General features: G+C 45.6%; 17 protein-coding genes and 1 tRNA gene. 10 read left to right on the forward strand and 8 right to left on the reverse strand.

Features of this window, described 5'->3' with window-relative positions; all coding sequences use genetic code 11:
- Window positions 1-39 precede the first annotated feature (39 nt).
- On the forward strand, window positions 40-651 hold the full coding sequence (locus ACWYVB_RS15610; RefSeq protein ID WP_031780509.1) for a TIGR04211 family SH3 domain-containing protein: 612 nt from the start codon (window positions 40-42) through the stop codon (window positions 649-651).
- Window positions 652-742: 91 nt separating this feature from the next.
- Here ACWYVB_RS15610 and ggt read toward each other — a convergent pair whose 3' ends face one another.
- The 3 genes from ggt to ACWYVB_RS15625 all read right to left on the reverse strand — a co-directional run bounded on the left by ggt (window position 743) and on the right by ACWYVB_RS15625 (window position 5,052).
- On the reverse strand, window positions 743-2,473 hold the full coding sequence (ggt, locus tag ACWYVB_RS15615; protein ID WP_005395950.1) for a gamma-glutamyltransferase: 1,731 nt from the start codon (window positions 2,471-2,473) through the stop codon (window positions 743-745).
- A gap of 279 nt (window positions 2,474-2,752) precedes the next feature.
- Window positions 2,753-3,436 carry a general secretion pathway protein GspB gene (locus ACWYVB_RS15620; RefSeq protein ID WP_005395951.1) on the reverse strand — a complete coding sequence of 228 codons (684 nt, stop codon included), beginning with the start codon at window positions 3,434-3,436 and terminating at the stop codon, window positions 2,753-2,755.
- Window positions 3,436-5,052, reverse strand: coding sequence for an ExeA family protein (locus tag ACWYVB_RS15625; RefSeq protein ID WP_005395952.1), 1,617 nt, complete (start codon window positions 5,050-5,052; stop codon window positions 3,436-3,438). Before ACWYVB_RS15625 ends, ACWYVB_RS15620 begins: the two co-directional genes overlap by 1 nt.
- A 138-nt stretch (window positions 5,053-5,190) precedes the next feature.
- Here ACWYVB_RS15625 and ACWYVB_RS15630 point away from each other — a divergent pair, with 138 nt between their 5' ends.
- Window positions 5,191-6,411, forward strand: a complete 1,221-nt coding sequence (locus ACWYVB_RS15630; RefSeq protein ID WP_005395966.1) for a multifunctional CCA addition/repair protein — start codon at window positions 5,191-5,193, stop codon at window positions 6,409-6,411.
- A 218-nt stretch (window positions 6,412-6,629) separates the two neighbouring features.
- On the opposite strand, the gene ACWYVB_RS15635 is transcribed toward ACWYVB_RS15630, so the two are convergent.
- The 3 genes from ACWYVB_RS15635 to folB are packed head-to-tail and all read right to left on the reverse strand — an operon-like array spanning window position 6,630 to window position 8,287.
- On the reverse strand, window positions 6,630-7,433 hold the full coding sequence (locus ACWYVB_RS15635; protein ID WP_005395974.1) for an undecaprenyl-diphosphate phosphatase: 804 nt from the start codon (window positions 7,431-7,433) through the stop codon (window positions 6,630-6,632).
- Window positions 7,434-7,442: 9 nt separating this feature from the next.
- Window positions 7,443-7,931 (reverse strand): 2-amino-4-hydroxy-6-hydroxymethyldihydropteridine diphosphokinase, encoded by a 489-nt coding sequence (gene folK / locus ACWYVB_RS15640; protein ID WP_005395976.1) that lies wholly within the window; start codon window positions 7,929-7,931, stop codon window positions 7,443-7,445.
- Window positions 7,928-8,287 (reverse strand): bifunctional dihydroneopterin aldolase/7,8-dihydroneopterin epimerase, encoded by a 360-nt coding sequence (folB, locus tag ACWYVB_RS15645; protein WP_005395977.1) that lies wholly within the window; start codon window positions 8,285-8,287, stop codon window positions 7,928-7,930. Before folB ends, folK begins: the two co-directional genes overlap by 4 nt.
- Window positions 8,288-8,537: 250 nt before the next feature.
- On the opposite strand from folB, the gene plsY reads away from it, so the two are divergent.
- On the forward strand, window positions 8,538-9,149 hold the full coding sequence (gene plsY, locus ACWYVB_RS15650) for a glycerol-3-phosphate 1-O-acyltransferase PlsY (RefSeq protein WP_005379857.1): 612 nt from the start codon (window positions 8,538-8,540) through the stop codon (window positions 9,147-9,149).
- A 34-nt stretch (window positions 9,150-9,183) separates the two neighbouring features.
- On the opposite strand, the gene ACWYVB_RS15655 is transcribed toward plsY, so the two are convergent.
- On the reverse strand, window positions 9,184-9,999 hold the full coding sequence (locus ACWYVB_RS15655) for an alpha/beta fold hydrolase (RefSeq protein ID WP_005395980.1): 816 nt from the start codon (window positions 9,997-9,999) through the stop codon (window positions 9,184-9,186).
- A 173-nt stretch (window positions 10,000-10,172) separates the two neighbouring features.
- Entirely contained in the window at window positions 10,173-11,189 is a 1,017-nt protein-coding gene (tsaD, locus tag ACWYVB_RS15660) for a tRNA (adenosine(37)-N6)-threonylcarbamoyltransferase complex transferase subunit TsaD (protein ID WP_031780510.1), read from the reverse strand.
- 230 nt (window positions 11,190-11,419) lie between these two features.
- On the opposite strand from tsaD, the gene rpsU reads away from it, so the two are divergent.
- The 7 genes from rpsU to ACWYVB_RS15695 all read left to right on the forward strand — a co-directional run bounded on the left by rpsU (window position 11,420) and on the right by ACWYVB_RS15695 (window position 18,285).
- Window positions 11,420-11,635 (forward strand): 30S ribosomal protein S21, encoded by a 216-nt coding sequence (rpsU, locus tag ACWYVB_RS15665; protein WP_001145625.1) that lies wholly within the window; start codon window positions 11,420-11,422, stop codon window positions 11,633-11,635.
- A 27-nt stretch (window positions 11,636-11,662) separates the two neighbouring features.
- Entirely contained in the window at window positions 11,663-12,106 is a 444-nt protein-coding gene (locus ACWYVB_RS15670; protein WP_005395984.1) for a GatB/YqeY domain-containing protein, read from the forward strand.
- A gap of 149 nt (window positions 12,107-12,255) precedes the next feature.
- Window positions 12,256-14,022: a DNA primase gene (gene dnaG / locus ACWYVB_RS15675; RefSeq protein WP_005379719.1), complete on the forward strand. Its 1,767-nt coding sequence runs from the start codon at window positions 12,256-12,258 to the stop codon at window positions 14,020-14,022.
- Between the two features lie 99 nt (window positions 14,023-14,121).
- Entirely contained in the window at window positions 14,122-15,984 is a 1,863-nt protein-coding gene (rpoD, locus tag ACWYVB_RS15680; RefSeq protein ID WP_005395986.1) for an RNA polymerase sigma factor RpoD, read from the forward strand.
- Window positions 15,985-16,139: 155 nt separating this feature from the next.
- Window positions 16,140-16,215, forward strand: a tRNA-Ile gene (locus ACWYVB_RS15685).
- Window positions 16,216-16,550: 335 nt separating this feature from the next.
- Window positions 16,551-16,886, forward strand: coding sequence for a helix-turn-helix domain-containing protein (locus ACWYVB_RS15690; protein ID WP_005395989.1), 336 nt, complete (start codon window positions 16,551-16,553; stop codon window positions 16,884-16,886).
- Window positions 16,879-18,285, forward strand: coding sequence for a HipA domain-containing protein (locus ACWYVB_RS15695; RefSeq protein WP_457529412.1), 1,407 nt, complete (start codon window positions 16,879-16,881; stop codon window positions 18,283-18,285). The genes ACWYVB_RS15690 and ACWYVB_RS15695 overlap by 8 nt, the downstream gene beginning before the upstream one ends.
- Window positions 18,286-18,390: the final 105 nt, after the last annotated feature.

An 18,390-nucleotide genomic window follows, 5' to 3' on the forward strand; every position in this document is an offset into this window, starting at 1 on the left:
CCAACGCTGTCTCCAAGAAAAATCGTTAAGGGATTTACTGTGAAAAAACTAATCATCACGGTTTTGTTTACTTTGCTAGCAGCGCCAGCGGCCCTAGCAGCAGACCGTTATATTTCTGATGACCTCTTCACTTTTATGCACTCAGGTCCAAATAACACCTACCGTATTATTGGTAGTGTTAATGCCGGTTCTAAAGTACAACTGATTAAAACCAACCGAGATACTGGCTATACGCAAGTTCGTGATGACCGAGGTCGTACTGGTTGGGTACAAAGCAAGTTTGTGACAAATCAAGAAAGCATGGCAATTCGCCTTCCTCGCATTGAGAAGGAGCTAGCAGAAGTGAAAGAGCAGCTTGCTAACGCTCGTAAAACTTCTGATGCAGAGAAAGCTGGTCTTGTTACCTCTCTAGAAACGCGTAACCAACAAATTTCCGATCTTGAGAATAAATACTCTGAGATCAGCGACCAGCTTACTTCTGTTGAGACAGAAAACCGCGAGCTGCGCGCTAAACTGGATACACAAAAAGACGACATGCTGCTTAAGTACTTCACTTATGGCGGCGGTGTTGCAGGTTTAGGTTTGCTATTTGGTTTGATTCTTCCACATGTCATGCCTCGTAGAAAACGTTCACCTGCGGGTTGGGCATAAGTCCTTCGCCCTCTTATCTATAAAAAAGAATGCAAAAGCCAGTCGATATTCGACTGGCTTTTTTGTTTGCTTAGTTCTACGGGAATCTGTACTACTCACCCATTGAACTCGAGGCTCGACGGCGATCCGTTGCACCATAAAGCTTGCCATCCTTTAGCTCAATTGCATTCAAACCGCTTACCACTGGAATAACGTGCACTGGGTAACCAAGCGCCATAAACTCCGGCACCAACATTTCTGCGAAAGTTTTCTTTTCCACCAGCAAGCCAGTCGGGTCATAAGACTTGGTGCGGTCTATCTTGGTACCGTACTGGATGTTTGGTAAGTCAATGGCCTCTTGCGCTGATAAGTTCCAATCCAGCACGCCAACCACGGTTTTGAGTACATACCCCGGGATTTGCGAACTTCCTGGTGAACCGACAACCAAACGCAAGTTATCATCACTGTCCATCACCATTAATGGCGTAATAGCCGAACGTGGACGCTTGCCCGCTTCAATTGAGTTTTGCGTAGGCTTGCCGTTAACCGTTGGCTGAGGTGAAAAGTTTGCCATCTGCGCGTTCAAAATAACGCCATCGACCATCACACCTGAGCCCATACCCGTGCCAACGGTGCTGGTCATAGCAATCGCATTACCTTCCCTATCAACAATAGAAATGTGCCCTGTATCTTTGCTCTCGAAGCCTTGATATTGCGCATACTGAGTTTGCGTTATCTGTCCGGCTTTTGGATTCTCTTTCGAGGTGCCATTATCAGGGATTAAATCACGTCTCTGGTCCAAATAGGTTTTAGATAACAATTGTTCAACTGGTGCTTCCACATAATCCGGATCTCCGGCATACGCAATACGATCAGCTTTTGCTAAGCGCATCGCCTCGGTCATTAAACGCCAAGGCTCTACATCAGTTAATGCCATCTGAGATATATCGTACTGCTCCAGCAGTTTCAGACTTTGAGCGACCATCACACCACCAGAGGCCGGGTAACCAAACGAAACTATTTTGTTGCCTCGATAATCGCTTTCAATAATATCGCGAGATTTCACCTGATAGTTTTTAAAGTCCTCTAACGACAATTTCTCATGCTGATCGTTAATACGACGATTCACCGTATCAACAATATGTTGACCAAGTGCACCACCATACAAATAGCGATCGCCTTGCTGAGCTATTTTCTCTAGCGTCTCAGCCATTTTAGGGTTCTTCATTAACGTCCCTGTTGGCTTCACTTCATCATCTTGCCAATACAAGGCTTTAATTTCTGGGTCGCGAGCCAAACGTGATTGCTCTCGCACGACGATATCACAGGTATAGCTGTTCATCGCGTACCCATCACGCGCGAGCTTAATCGCAGGTTGAACCAACTCAGACCATGGTAATTTGCCGTATTGCTCATGAGTGGAATAAAGCAGACGTAAGGTGCCCGGCACTGCAACGGAGCGAGGCCCCAAAATTTCATCGCGGCTGAGTGCTTTCCCATTTTCAATAAACATCTCAGGGTGAGCGCTAGACGGCGCTTCATCTCGCCCATCAAGGGCTAAAAACTTCTGCTTGTCATGTTGATAAAACAGCGCGAAAGTACCGCCTCCAATTCCCGTCATATCCGGTTCAACCACAGACATCACCATCTGCATCGCGACCATGGCATCAACGGCGTTCCCGCCCTCTTTCAATATTGAATAACCAGTGCTGCTCACGTAAGGATTGGTCGCGCTGACCATAAAATCTTGTCCGTTATTATCTGGTGTTATAGGGAAAGGGGTCGGCTTTGCTGCGTAACTTAACGACGCAACAACACTTAAAGAAAAAATCAGAATACGCATGTGTCTCTGTATAGACTCCTGTTATTTCATGGGGTCTAACGTGGACCAGGTCGTGATGACGAAGTTCATCAATATGGTGTTTTTTTACACAACGCTGACTGGAGTCATTCTACTAATACATGACTGATATTGATGTAATTTAAACGACTGAGAAAAGCTATATTTAGCTTGTGTGAGTCCCTAAAAATCATCATTCAAATAGATAAAAAAAGACCTTATGAGAAACAAAAAAGCCAGCGACATGACCTCGCTGGCTTGATGATTTACTATAAAAAACGGCTACCCTTTCCACTCATACAACGCTGGGATACGAATTTGCTCACCTTGGAACTCGACAATCACCGCTTGCGGTTGTATTTCTCTTAATGTGACCTGCCCATCAACAACGTCTCCTTGATGATATTCAACATTGTTAATTTTCACCCAGCGGCGATTTTCATCACTGGCGTACATGTGAGTTTGCAAATTGAGCGCAGGTAAACGCCCTTGCCATTGGTGAGCGTTGCGCTCTAAATCGTTCACGCGCACCGTTTGTGGTGAAGGCGCATCATCTCGGGATAACGCATTTTCGACCTTTCGCGCCAAATCAGGAGATAATGAGGACAAGTCAAGATCATCCAGAGACAAACCTAGGTCCTCTTCAACTACTGAAGTGCCTTGAGTTGATACAGATGTTTCTATCTCGTCTTTGTTTGCTGTATTACTCACGTATTCATCAGATGTTGCAAACGTACCAAAATCACGAGACAGCTCTGCACTTGGCCACTCTCTTGGCAATTGCGCCAACTGAGTAGTTTCAGGATAGTCCAATGCTTTGAACGGTTGTTCCGCTTCCATCTTAGCCTTAGGGGCGGAAGTACTAGCTTCAGCATGAGGCGTAAGGAGATCTAAATACCAAGCAACTCCGATTGCAGCAACGGTGATCGGCAACAAGAACAAACCAATATGTTTCATGGCTGACATTATGCGTCCTCCTTCTCGATTCGTGCCAGTTGAGGCGCATCTGGCTGCACGTTTTGTTGAAGACGATCTAGCGTCCGCTTACCTGCAATGCCGTCGACCCCGATACCTTGCCAACGTTGGAATAACTCGACTCGCTCTTTCATCGCACCATCAAAAATAGACGTTTCAAGCAGTGGCTCACTTACCGCTTCTGCTAATAATCGGTCTAATACTTCGATCGCTGGGCCTTCCATGTCTAAACGTAATGTCTCTTTCAACGGCGCTTGCCACAGTTCAATGATATTGCCTTGCCACATCGGCTTTAGCCACGAAATAGGCAGACGCAGACGCTGCTTGCCATTGAGCACTTCGACTTTGTCATTACCGACGGCGTACAAAATGACATACCCAACATCACCTTGATAATTCAACTCCAAAATCACAGGGCGATTTTGTTGCATCAGCAGCGGCCAGGTCGCCATTTTACGCTCACAACGCATGGTCGATTGGGGTTCTGATAAACAAAGATTGTCGCGAACCGATGCTTGATAACCCCACAAACGATACAAATCATTCACGGCGAGATTCGACTGTTTTTGTGCTAACAATAAGTCACGCTGATCATCTGTCAATTGTTGGTTGACGACTATTGGCGTTGGCTCCTCTCTTGGTGCGGTCACTTGCGCCAACACCGACGTTGCTTGAGCTGGCATATAATTCACGACCGCCCACCCCGTACCTAATGCAGCAATAAGACCCACCGTAACAGAGCCCCAAGCAGGCCAGCGGAAAGTACGGCGCTCTTTTTTATCTTGCTGATAAATATCTGCCTGAAACTGCATCACCTCTTCACAGGCCTGCTGAACGGTTTGCTTATCCACCACCACATTACCTTGGTGATAACTGATGTTGAGAGATTTATCACAGATAAGATTAATCAAGCGCGGGATGCCGTGACTGTATTTGGCAATGAGTTTACAAGAAGCACGATTAAACAGTTGCTGGTCACCACCTGCCGTATGTAATCGAAACGCGATGTAATCTTCTGTCTCTTTTTCATCCAACGGCAACAAGTGATAACGCCCAGTAATGCGCTGAGCGAGCTGGCGTAGTTGCGTCGTTTGTAATAACCGCTGTAATTCAGGCTGTCCGACCAACAACACTTTGAGCAGTTTTCTGGTATCGGTTTCCAAGTTGGTCAACAAACGTAGCTGCTCTAAAACGTCGGCAGCAAGGTGTTGAGCCTCATCAATGACCAGCAATGTCTGCCAGCCTGAACGATAATTACGCAGCAAGTATTTGTGAATCACTTGGTTTAGCTGTTTGAGGTTTGCATCTGGCGGGTAAGTAATTTTGAATTCATCGCAAATAGCTTCGAGCAAGTCTCGACTCGAAAACGTGGGATTTAGGATCAGACCCGCTTTGGTGTTATCACCTAAATTCGCCAGCATCGCTTTTGCGACGGTCGTTTTGCCTGTACCCACTTCGCCAGTAAGCATAGCAAAACCACCGCCATCGCCTAACCCGGCTTGGAGATGCGTGATTGCCTCTTTGTGACGTTGGCTTAAATACAAATAACGCGAGTTTGGAACAATCGAAAATGGTTGTTCTACAAACCCAAAAAAGTCCTTATACATTAGGCTCTCCAGCTAAAAAACCACCAGGGAATAGTCAGATATAATATAAACATAGCTGCATCTACTCTCGGGAGTAAAGAAAAGTACCATTGCTTGCTACAATGTCCAACGGCATATCAATAAATTAAGAGGTAATTCGTGCAAGTTTATTTAGTAGGTGGCGCAGTTCGAGATAAATTGCTCGGAATTGATAGTTATGACAACGACTGGGTGGTCGTAGGTGCGACTCCCGAGACGATGTTGTCCCAAGGGTACACCGCCGTTGGTAAAGACTTTCCTGTATTTTTGCACCCAAAAAGCAAAGAAGAACATGCACTTGCGCGAACAGAAAGAAAATCAGGCTCTGGTTACACTGGCTTTGAGTGTTTCTTTGATCAAAGTGTCACCTTAGAAGAAGATTTAATTCGTCGTGATTTAACCATTAATGCAATGGCAATGGATGATGCAGGTAAACTCCATGATCCTTACGGCGGCCAGCAAGATCTCAACGATAAACTGCTACGCCATGTCTCAGACGCCTTTGTCGAAGATCCTCTACGCGTTTTACGTGTCGCTCGCTTTGCTGCCAAGCTGGCTGATCTAGACTTTACGGTTGCCGACGAAACCATGCAGTTAATGCGCCACATGGCAGAATCTGGGGAGCTGAGCACACTGACTCCCGAGCGTGTTTGGCAAGAATGGCATAAATCCCTCTCCACCCCTCGCCCTGATATTTTCTTATCGGTTCTAAGAGATTGTGGTGCATTGACCGTTGTTTTACCTGAAATTGATGCACTATTTGGCGTACCTCAACCAGCAAAATGGCATCCAGAAATCGATACGGGCACCCATACTTTGATGGTAGCAAAGCAAGCCGCAAGATTGAGTGACTCACTCCCCGTCAGATTTGCCGCTCAAGTGCATGACTTAGGCAAAGGGGTGACACCAGAGAGCGAATGGCCAAGCCACAAAATGCATTGTCATACAGGATTAAAACTGATCAAAAAGCTGTGCGAGCGTGTCCGGGTGCCGAATGAGTTTCGTGATTTAGCCTTGATGGTGTGCGAACAGCACTCCAATATCCATCGCGCAGCCGAGTTAAAGCCGCAAACCATCATAAAAATACTCAACAAATTCGATGTGTGGCGCAAAGCTGAGCGCTTAGAAGATATTTTAATATGCTGTCAGGCTGACCATGCAGGTCGAAAAGGATTAGAAGAGAAGCCTTATCCTCAAGCTGAGATTTTTACCCGCGCTTATCAAGCCGCAGCCGCCGTAGATGTTCAGAGCATCATTAAGGATGGATTTAAAGGCCCGGCAATACGTGATGAACAAGAAAAGAGACGGATTGAAGCGGTAAGAGTCGCTTTGAATAAGTGATCTGAGCTCAGATTAATTAACCGAATTGTATTCATGCCAGGTCATTCCAGCGAGACTAGGAATCTAATATCAGCACGCAGGGAAGTTTTAGAAATGGCCAACGCTACAAGAAACTCGGAGAGAAGGTTCTGAACCTCGCTCCTTCGTCGCTGTTCAGAATGACGTTGTGGTTTAGGTATGCAGCTTGCGGTTAAGCAAGCTGCCAATCCGTCGCGTTATCAGGCGCTAAGCAAGAACGCAAACAAACCGAAACCTAGAATCAGACGGTAAATCACAAACGGTGTCATGCCCATACGTGAAATCATCTTTAAGAAGAAGTGGATACAGATGTACGCACTGATAAACGATGTGATGATACCAGTCAGCAAGAAACCAATATGGACAGGTTCACCGCTGGTCACTAGCTTCATACCTAAGTAGCTACCAGCCAATGTAATGATTGGGATCGACATTAAAAATGAAAAGCGCGCAGCCGCTTCTCGAGTAAAGCCGAGGTAAAGTGCAGCCGTAATGGTCGCCCCTGAACGCGACGTTCCAGGAATCATCGCTAAGGCTTGGGCAATACCGATAAACACGGCTTTCTTCCAACCCGTTTGGTATTCATCCGCAAGCAACTTAGCGTTTTTGTCTACCCACCAAAGCAACAAACCAAATACGATCGTTGTGGTCGCGATGACATAAGCGCTACGTAGATACACTTCAATGATGTCTTTCATCAACAAGCCAAACACACAAGCTGGAATCGTGGCGATCACGATCATCCAAGCAAGTTTTGCTTCTTTACTCCGATCTCCTTTAAAGATCGAAGCAAATAATGCCTGGAACAGAGTGATCACTTCATGGCGAAAATAGATCACTACCGCCATTAATGTACCGACGTGAACAGCAACATCAAAAGCTAGACCTTGGTCTTCCCATCCCAAAATGGCGGAGGGCAGGATCAAATGGGCAGAGCTCGAAATAGGCAAAAACTCTGTCAGACCCTGAATCAGAGCCAGAATAAAGGCTTCAAAATAACTCATGTAAACAACTCAAATTAAAAATGAAAAAGAAACAGGTTTGAGTGAATCGACTGGCTGCATTGCATGCCAAATATCTGCGACTGTGCGTCCATCGCCTGGGATCACTAATTGAGGTTCGAGATCATACAGAGGCTTTGTGACAAAAGGATATTTGTAGATATCACTGCGAGGTAGCTCAGGTTTTTTCGTGGAGACGCATTCACCGAACAACACTATATCGAGATCCAGTGTTCGATCCTGATACTTTTGCGCATTTTCTTCGCGTCCCCACTTAAATTCAATCTCACGTAGCTGATGACTCAACTCTTCTAATGACAACTCGGTACGCATTGCAACGACAAAGTTGTAGAAGTTCTGGCTGCTAAAGCCAATAGGTTCACATTCATATACCGGCGATACGAGGAGACTTTCTCCAAGCTGTAGCAGCTCCTGATACGCAGCGAGCGCATGTTGCTCTCTTTCTACATTCGTACCAACACCGATATAGGTGGTGATCATGCTTGACCTCGCTCAATCACAACACCAACAGCACGTGCTTGTGGCACTGCACCAGGTTTTGCTAAACGGATTTTCACCCAAGGCACAGAGAAACGCTGCATGATAAGCTCTGCCACTTCTTCGGCTACGCGCTCAACCAACAGAAAACGACCATTTTCAATATGGCTCAGTACCGCCTCACTCACTTGCGAGTAATCCAACGCATCTTGCACATCATCACTTTTACCCGCAGGCTTATTGTCGTGCGCCATTTCGATATCCAGAACCAACTTTTGTTTAATTTGTTGTTCCCAGTCGTACACGCCAATCGTGGTGATTACTTCTAATTGTTCAATAAAAACTTTATCCAGAGCCATCTTATGTCCTTCTATTACAGAGGTCGGATACCCGTGAGGGGTAATTTGATCGTAGTATTCTATACCTAAGTAACATTTACTTGGGTCATCACAATGTTACTTAGGTATAAACTGCGAAAGCATCTTTATATACAAGAAATCACATAATGCAAGCTCTATCACAGTGAGGATTTCTGCATTATGTGAATTCGAGGTATGATAGCAACTACGCGGGAACCGAGCATTAAATTCCAATCCATCAAGGACTTCTATGGACGCACTGGCACTGATAATGACAATGGCCGCCTATTTACTGGGTTCGGTTTCCAGTGCGGTTTTGATCTGTCGACTCTTAAAACTGCCAGATCCACGCAGTGTAGGCTCCAACAACCCTGGAGCAACGAACGTATTGCGTATTGGCGGACGAGGAGCCGCTGTTTCAGTCTTGTTGTGCGATATGCTCAAAGGCACCATCCCCGTATGGGGCGGATACTTTCTTGGTATCGACCCTATCATTCTTGGCGTCATCGCCATTGCAGCCTGTCTGGGCCACATGTACCCCATCTTTTTCCACTTTAAAGGCGGAAAAGGTGTCGCAACAGCGCTTGGCGCTATCGCTCCGATTGGTTTGGACTTAACAGGATTAGTGATGTTAACTTGGCTGTCAGTAGCCGCGCTATTCCGCTATTCATCCTTAGCGGCTCTCGTCACGGTTTTGGTCACTCCGTTTTATACTTGGATGTTTAAACCGCAATACACGTTACCTGTTGCTATGCTGTGTTGCTTAATCGTATTTAAGCATCATCAAAATATTCGGCGGCTTTTGTCTGGCGACGAGCCAAAAATCGGCGAAAAGAAACTGACACAAAAAAACTCGGCTTAATGCCGAGTTTTTCGTTTAAAGAGGGATGCATTGGTTATGCATGAACTCGATTCAGGAAGTTCAACAACATTTGGTTGACGAACTCAGGTTGCTCTAAACAACTGATGTGTCCCGCTTGAGGAATCTCCACCAACTCACTGCCTGTGATACAGTCTTTCATTAAATAAGATTCAAAAACTGGACGTGGTTTATCTTCACAGCCCACTGCAATTAACGTCGGCAGAGCAAATTTTTCCGAATCCTCAATCACATCACGGCGACCAAACACCATGCGCCCTATGCGAGCCACTTCAACCGCACGCTCACCACTCAGGCTTTCTAAACTGCGTTTGAATGAAGCGACCAACTCAGGGTTATCCTGATCGACGTTGTTGGCAAAGAACAGCGGCACAACGGCTTCAATAATTGGCGCAGGCACCGCTTGGACTTGGCTGATAGTATCAAGCATTGCAAAGTACTTTTTATACGTAACTTCTGGCTCCCAGCCAATGAAGGTATCCATCAATACCAGTGATTTCACACGTTGCGGTGCTTGAGCCGTTAGCTCCGCTCCCCACATGCCGCCAACAGATAAGCCCACCACCGAAAACTCTTCAATGTCCAAATGATCCATCAACGCCAACATATGTTGTGCATAATCAACTAATGACTCTGTCGATGTAGGGGCTGCTTCTGACTCACCATGTGCCCACAAATCTGGCACAATACAACGATATGACTGGCTTAAAACTTCAATTTGTGGCGCCCACATTTGGCTATCCCACAAATAACTGTGACCAAACAGTAATACTGGACCATCACCTTTATCAAGGTAAGCAAGTTGCTGACCTTCAATTTCAAACTTATTCATTGTTATATCCATTTCTTATTCTTCCGCACTATCCTATCACTGAAACGATACCGAACTGCTCGCATCAGTCAGAGTGTAAACGAAGCTTTTCATTGAATAGCTAAAAATAAAGGCCTCTGATGAGCAGAGACCTTTATCGTAGTGAATCTATTAAACCTACCGCATAAGTTTGATTAAGCGACTGGCGTCAGTTGGTCAATCGGCCAACGTGGACGAGCCTCTACCGACATATCGGCCACTTCGCCATTCTTCAAACGCTGCATACCAGCGTAAGCGATCATCGCACCATTATCCGTACAGAACTCAGTTCGTGGGTAGTAAACCTCACCGCCAACTTTCCTCGCTAGCTTCTCTAACTCTGCACGTAAACGACGGTTAGCACTTACACCACCAGCAATAACAATACGTTTCATGCCTGTTTGCTCAAGCGCGCGTTTACATTTAATCGCCAATGTTGCACACACGGCTTCTTCAAATGCCAGAGCGATGTCTGCGCGAGTTTGCTCGTCATCGCCATTCGCAGCAATCGTATTTGCTGTAAAGGTTTTCAGGCCAGAGAAACTCATATCCAAGCCAGGGCGATCAGTCATTGGGCGCGGGAACTTAAAGCGACCCGGCGTGCCTTTTTCTGCCAGTTTAGACAACAGCGGGCCGCCTGGGTAATCCAACCCCATTAGCTTCGCTGTTTTATCAAACGCTTCGCCCGCCGCATCATCAATCGACTCACCCAAAATTTTGTACTCACCGATGCCTCTCACTTCGACCATCATCGAGTGACCACCCGACACCAACACTGCCACAAACGGGAATGGCGGTGGGTTATCTTCCAGCATTGGAGCCAACAGGTGACCTTCCATATGATGAACAGGTACCGCTGGCACTCCCCAAGCATAAGCAATACTGCGACCAATAGTAGCGCCCACTAATAGTGCACCAACGAGACCCGGCCCCGCGGTGTACGCGACACCATCAATGTCTTTCGAAGTTAAGTTCGCTTCTTTTAGTGCCTCTTTAATAAGAGGAATGGTTTTCTTTACATGGTCACGTGAAGCCAACTCAGGCACCACACCACCGTAATCTGCGTGCAGTTTTACTTGGCTGTAAAGCTTGTGTGACAGCAGACCTTTTTCATCGTCATAAATCGCGATGCCAGTCTCGTCACAAGAGGTTTCAATACCGATAATGCGCATGGTTTTCTCAGTATGCTTTCTGTATAGAGGAAATTTGGGCGTCATATTACCTCGCCTTGGTGCTGCAAACAAATTTTGTACAGACAATAATCGACAAAAGGCTTTACAAAGTAGTTGTGATCGGATTAAAATTCCGCACCATTTTTGATCAAGCTGGTAAGAGACCAAACAATTGTGATTTGGTCTGTTGAATACCAGCGTTAACGAATAACCCCTGAGGTGAAAGGCATATGCCAGTAGTTAAAGTACGTGAAAACGAACCGTTCGACGTTGCTCTACGTCGTTTCAAGCGCTCTTGCGAAAAAGCAGGTATCCTTTCTGAAGTGCGTCGTCGTGAGCACTACGAAAAACCAACTACAGTTCGCAAACGCGCTAAAGCAGCAGCTCAAAAGCGTCACGCTAAGAAGCTAGCTCGCGAAAACGCTCGTCGCGTTCGCCTGTACTAATAACTGAGCTCCAAAAGGAATTTAGTTATGGCTCTGATTGATCAACTCAAAGAAGAGCAAAAATTAGCGATGAAAGCCAAGGACAAATTGCGCCTTGGTACTATTCGTTTAGCCCTATCAGCAATCAAGCAACGTGAAGTTGACGAGCAGATCACTCTGAACGATGACGACATTCTTGCAGTATTGACCAAAATGGTTAAACAACGTCGCGACTCTGTAGCGCAGTATGAAGCAGCGGGTCGTCAAGATCTTGCTGATGCGGAACAAGCAGAAATTACCGTTCTTGAGGACTTTATGCCTCAACCACTGACAGACGAAGAAGTAGCGGCTCTTATCGAGAACGCGATTGCTGAATCTGGCGCAGCTGGCATGCAAGACATGGGCAAAGTAATGGGCGTTCTGAAACCGCAAATTCAAGGGCGCGCAGATATGGGTAAAGTAAGCGGTTTAGTTCGCGCTAAACTGGCTTAAGATACCCCACCCAATTGCAGCAAGCCGTGCTATCCTTTGGAACGCACGGCTTGTTTGTATCTGGATGAATGGAATGAAATAAGTGAGCAACACGCTTATTCTTTTAAAGCATTCACTCCACTCATCATCTTCTTTTTTTGTTAGGTTTTATGGCTGGACACATCCCTCGCAGTTTTATCGATGACCTTCTAGCTCGACTTGATATTGTCGATATCATCGACGCACGTGTGAAACTTAAGAAAAAAGGCAAAAACTACGGCGCATGCTGCCCGTTCCACAACGAAAAGACGCCGTCATTCAGCGTCAGTCAAGAAAAGCAGTTCTACCATTGTTTTGGTTGTGGTGCGCACGGAAATGCCATCGACTTCTTGATGGAATTCGACCGGCTAGAATTCGTCGAAGCCATTGAAGAACTCGCTTCATACTTGGGCTTAGATGTTCCTCGCGAACAACGTAGTGGCGGTAATGGTTCGTTCCAGTCAGGCCCACAAGCAAGCAGCAGTGAAAAACGTAATCTATACGACTTAATGGGCAGCATTGCTCAATTTTATCGTAACCAACTCAAGCAGCCAGCAAGTAAAGTGGCGATTGAGTATCTAAAAGATCGCGGCCTGTCTGGTGAAATAGTCCAGAAGTTTGGCATCGGCTATGTGGCTGATGAATGGGACTTAGTTCGTAAGAACTTTGGCCAGAATAAAGAAAACCAAGACATGCTCGTCACAGGCGGCATGTTGATCGAAAACGACAAAGGCAACCGCTACGACCGATTCCGTGGTCGAGTGATGTTTCCTATTCGAGACAGACGCGGCCGAGTGATAGGCTTTGGTGGTCGAGTATTAGGTGATGGGACACCGAAATATCTCAACTCACCTGAAACCCCGATATTTCATAAAGGTAAAGAGTTGTATGGCCTTTATGAAGTACTACAAGCGTACCGTGAGCCACCACAAATTTTAGTGGTTGAAGGCTATATGGATGTTGTCGCGCTTGCTCAATATGGCGTAGATTATTCCGTTGCCTCATTGGGTACCTCTACAACGGGCGATCACTTGCAAGTATTATTCAGGCAAACAAGCACTGTCGTATGTTGTTACGACGGTGACCGCGCAGGCCGTGAAGCAGCGTGGCGTGCCATGGAAAATGCATTGCCTTACCTAACTGATGGTCGCCAGTTAAAATTCATGTTTTTGCCGGATGGAGAAGATCCCGACTCTTATATCCGACAAAACGGAAAACAAGCATTTGAACAACAAGTGTCTAATGCGATGCCCTTGTCTGAATTCATGTTCAGCTCATTGACTCAGCAAGTCGATATGAGCACGAAAGAAGGCATGGCAAAGCTGAGTACCCTTGCTGTTCCTCTCATCGACAAAGTCCCTGGCGGCACTTTAAGACTATACTTGAGAGAACTGCTTGGCCGCCGTTTGGGTTTGGTTGATGAACGCCAACTACAGCAGCTAATTTCAAAACAAGGTAAAGAGGATAAAAGGCCTCAACCTCATAAAGAAATCAAGCGAACGCCGATGCGAGAAGTGATCGCGTTACTGATTCAAAACCCACAATACGTAAGTATGGTGCCAGATCTAACTAGCGTTAGAGATTTACCCATTCCTGGTCTAAGTTTATTTGTTGATGTACTTGATAAATGCCAAGCGCATCCCCATATCAACACAGGCCAATTATTAGAGCATTGGCGAAACAGCCAAAATGAGACCCTTCTGTCTCGTCTCGCGAGTTGGGACATTCCACTCGATGAGGACAACCAAGAAGAAATATTTTTAGACTCACTGGATAAAATTATTGCCCAGTGCGTAGAAAAACAAATTGAAAACCTGCAGGCCAAAGCAAGAAGTGTCGGTTTATCAGCCGAAGAGAAAAGGGAGCTGCTAGCACTTATGCTAGATTTAAAAGCGTAACCCTGTTTAATTAGTCAGCAACGATTTAATTTGTTATAGTAAGTGGTTTGCATTTCGCATACTGATTCCTTCACCAGATTACGAAGTTGGATACCGTCTATGGATCACAATCCGCAGTCACAGCTAAAGTCACTTGTTATTAAAGGCAAGGAACAAGGCTATCTGACCTACGCCGAAGTAAATGACCACCTACCTGCTGAAATCGTAGATTCAGAACAGGTAGAAGACATCATTCAGATGATCAACGACATGGGCATTAAGGTAGTAGAAACTGCTCCTGATGCTGATGATTTAGCACTGAACGATGACACAAATATTACCGATGAAGATGCAGCCGAAGCTGCAGCCGCTGCACTGTCTAGCGTAGAGAGTGAGATTGGTCGTACCACAGACCCAGTACGTATGTACATGCGTGAAATGGGTACTGTCGAACTTCTAACTCGCGAAGGCGAAATCGACATCGCAAAACGTATTGAAGAAGGTATTAACCAAGTTCAATCGTCTGTTGCTGAATACCCAGGTACGATTCCGTACATTCTTGAGCAATTTGACAAAGTTCAAGCTGAAGAACTGCGTCTTACTGACCTTATTTCAGGTTTTGTAGACCCAGATGCTGACGACACCGCTGCACCAACGGCAACACACATCGGTTCTGAACTGACTGAATCTCAGTTAGAAGAAGAAGACGATGAAGACGTTGATGACGACGAAGATAGCGATGACGATTCAGATGATTCTGAAGAAGATGTAGGTATCGATCCAGAGTTAGCGCTAGAGAAATTCAACCAACTACGCAGCACCTATCAAAATCTTCAATTAGCAATCAACGAGTACGGCTATAACAGCCCGAAAGCAACCGTTGCTAATGAAATGATGCTAGACGTATTCCGCGAATTTCGTCTAACGCCTAAACAGTTTGATCACCTAGTGAATGAGCTGCGTACCGCTATGGATCGCGTTCGTACTCAAGAACGCCTGATCATGAAGTCTGTGGTTGAATACGGCAAAATGCCGAAGAAATCATTCATCGCGCTGTTCACTGGTAATGAATCAAGTGAAGCTTGGTTGGATGAAGTTCTTGCTTCAGACAAGCCATACGCTGAAAAGATCAAACGTAACGAAGAAGAAATCCGTCGCTCAATCGCTAAGCTAAAAATGATTGAAGAAGAGACTTCTCTGAACGTTCAAAACATTAAAGACATCAGCCGTCGTATGTCTATCGGTGAAGCAAAAGCTCGCCGTGCGAAGAAAGAGATGGTTGAAGCGAACTTGCGTCTTGTAATTTCTATCGCGAAGAAATACACCAACCGTGGCCTACAGTTCTTGGATCTTATCCAGGAAGGTAACATCGGTCTGATGAAAGCGGTAGATAAGTTCGAATACCGTCGTGGTTACAAGTTCTCGACTTACGCAACGTGGTGGATCCGTCAGGCAATCACTCGTTCAATCGCGGACCAAGCACGTACGATTCGTATCCCGGTACACATGATCGAAACGATCAACAAGCTAAACCGTATCTCTCGTCAAATGCTGCAAGAGATGGGTCGTGAGCCATTACCGGAAGAACTGGCTGAGCGCATGCAGATGCCAGAAGACAAGATTCGCAAAGTTCTGAAAATCGCTAAAGAGCCTATCTCAATGGAGACACCAATCGGTGACGACGAAGATTCGCATCTAGGTGATTTTATCGAAGATACAACGCTAGAACTTCCGCTAGATTCTGCAACTGCAACTAGCCTTAAAGTGGCGACAAAAGACGTGCTTGCAGGTCTAACGCCACGTGAAGCGAAAGTACTTCGTATGCGCTTTGGTATTGACATGAACACTGACCATACTCTAGAAGAAGTTGGTAAGCAGTTCGACGTTACTCGTGAGCGTATCCGTCAGATCGAAGCAAAAGCACTACGTAAACTTCGTCACCCAAGCCGCTCAGAGACTCTGCGCAGCTTCCTAGACGAATAATCGCAGCGCATACAAGCTTTTAGAAATCAAAAAAGGTGACTTTAGGTCACCTTTTTTATTATCTACTGTGCTAAGTGGATAAAAACTAAGCGCAATTGCCCTAGTTGGTATCTAGACACCTTGCAACGCTTCCCCTATAATCGTTGTCCTATTAAGGCCCCTTAGCTCAGTGGTTAGAGCAGTCGACTCATAATCGATTGGTCCCCAGTTCAAGTCTGGGAGGGGCCACCAAATTCTAGAAGGTTAGTAAGCGTAGTGTTTACTAACCTTTTTTTGTACCTGACGATTTTGGGTCAGGTAATGGGTCAGGTAAGCCCCGATCACGCACTCTTCTCTGTCTCCTTCCAATACTAATCCGAATACTACGCTATTGCCAAATATGTCGTTCTGGCTGATAAAACTCTCTCATAGAGAACAAAGAGAGGTATTAAACTCGCAAACCAACCATAAGTAACTTAAATTGCACTTATAGATAATTTCTTATACAGCCACAACAAAAGTGAGTTATAGTGAACTTATAAATTAAAACGAACCCAATAATGACAAAAGTACATTAAAAGGCACTTATGAAAAAAGGTAAGATGGTAAAGGCACAACCTATGCCTGATTTGAATACCGAGTTCAGTATGGAAACGCTGGGGAGCGCCATTCGCTCAAAACGCACCGATAGAGGCTGGCGTATTGATGATCTCGCTTCAAAAGCCAACTTATCTCGTAGAACAGTCATGAAAGTAGAAAAAGGCGATACCAGTGTCACCTTTGCCAATGTACTCATCCTCATGGACATCTTAGGGCTGTCGTTACGCCTTATCGATGTAAACCTATTTGTTCGTCCACATAGCCAAATACCCTCCCAAGCTGAAAACTGCGTGAGAAGCAATGAGGACGGTTGGTATGAGTAAGTTACAACAGTTAGACGTGTTTATCGGTACAAATACCAAAATTGGTCGTTTGATTCTTCCTGTCGGAACAGAAACAGAGTTCTCATTCATCTATGAAGATGAATGGAAACACTCTGGTTTCCCGATTTCGCCACACATCCCTTTCGATGATCGGGCTTCGCCACGTAGTATTGAGAACTACCTCAGAAATCTCCTTCCTGAAGGAGAAGCCTTTGAGGAGATGATACAAAACACCACTATATCCAAAAGCAACACGTTCGGGCTGATTCGCAAGCTTGGTGCGGAAACATCTGGCGCACTATCTTTTCGAGTTCCAGGCTCAGAACCTGGGGAAACCAGCTTTAGATCTGTACCTGATGATGAACTAATAGAACGACTAGAGCGAAATCTAGCGCCATTAGTGTATTGGGACGGTAAGGTTCGCCTTTCGGTTGCTGGAGTTCAAAACAAGTTAAACTTACTTAAGCGCGGTGATGAATGGGGGTTTGGTGAAGGCAAATTAAGTTCGAACTACATTCTGAAGTTTGAAAGCGGTAAAGCACCATGTATTGCTGTTAACGAGTTCTTTTGCATGACATTAGCCAAGCTAGCAGGTTTGCACGTCGCTAATGTTGATTTAACTCGCATTGGGAAGACTAGAACACTGATAATAGAGCGGTTCGATCGTGCCTATATCGAGGCTCGTGATGTCGTTCAACGAAGACATGTGATTGATGGCTGTCAGGCAACTGACTTACCTCCAGGTTACAAATACGAGCGTCAGAATGGGGATGAAGGCGATGGCGTATATATGCGTGATGGTGTTTCTTTCCCACGCCTACTGAGCGTCAAAACCATAGACACGGTCATCACCAACCTACAGCTTACCCAATGGATGCTCTTTAACCTAGCAACGCTAAACTACGATGCCCATGGTAAAAATATTAGCTTCTTCGTCACCCCTAAAGGCCTGGAACTGACCCCTTTTTATGATTTAGTAAACATAGAAGCCATCGCTCAAGAGGGAGCAAAACGCAACTCACGAAGCGGCAAATTGTCTGCTGATGAGGGCCGTGCCGCCAGCATCCCTCAATATTTTGCAATGTCGATTGGAGATTGGGAAAGTGAAGACTTTCAAAATCCGCCGAAAGGTAACTTCAAACGCCCTATCACCAGCTATGATTTAGCTGAATTCGGCGCTCTGCTGGGTTATTCAGGCACCAAAATGGCTTCCATAATGGTAGAAACCGTTGGTGCTATAAAAAACACCCTGAAGGAAGCGATTGAACTTACCGAAGCTCAAGGAATCGAGGATCGAGAACGTGAACACATAGAACTATGCGTCTCACTCATCCAAACAGAGTGTGAATACTTGCTAGAGCAAGCCAACAGTGTGCCAGAAATGAGTGAGCTTCTTTAATGGCTAATGCATGGGCTATAGTAAGCAATTTGTCATTACTGAGGGAACCTGACGGGATAAGTACCAATCGACTTTGTCGTACTCTTATAGTCTAGCTCTCATGCT

The sequence above is a fragment of the Vibrio sp. JZG10 genome, from assembly GCF_054064075.1.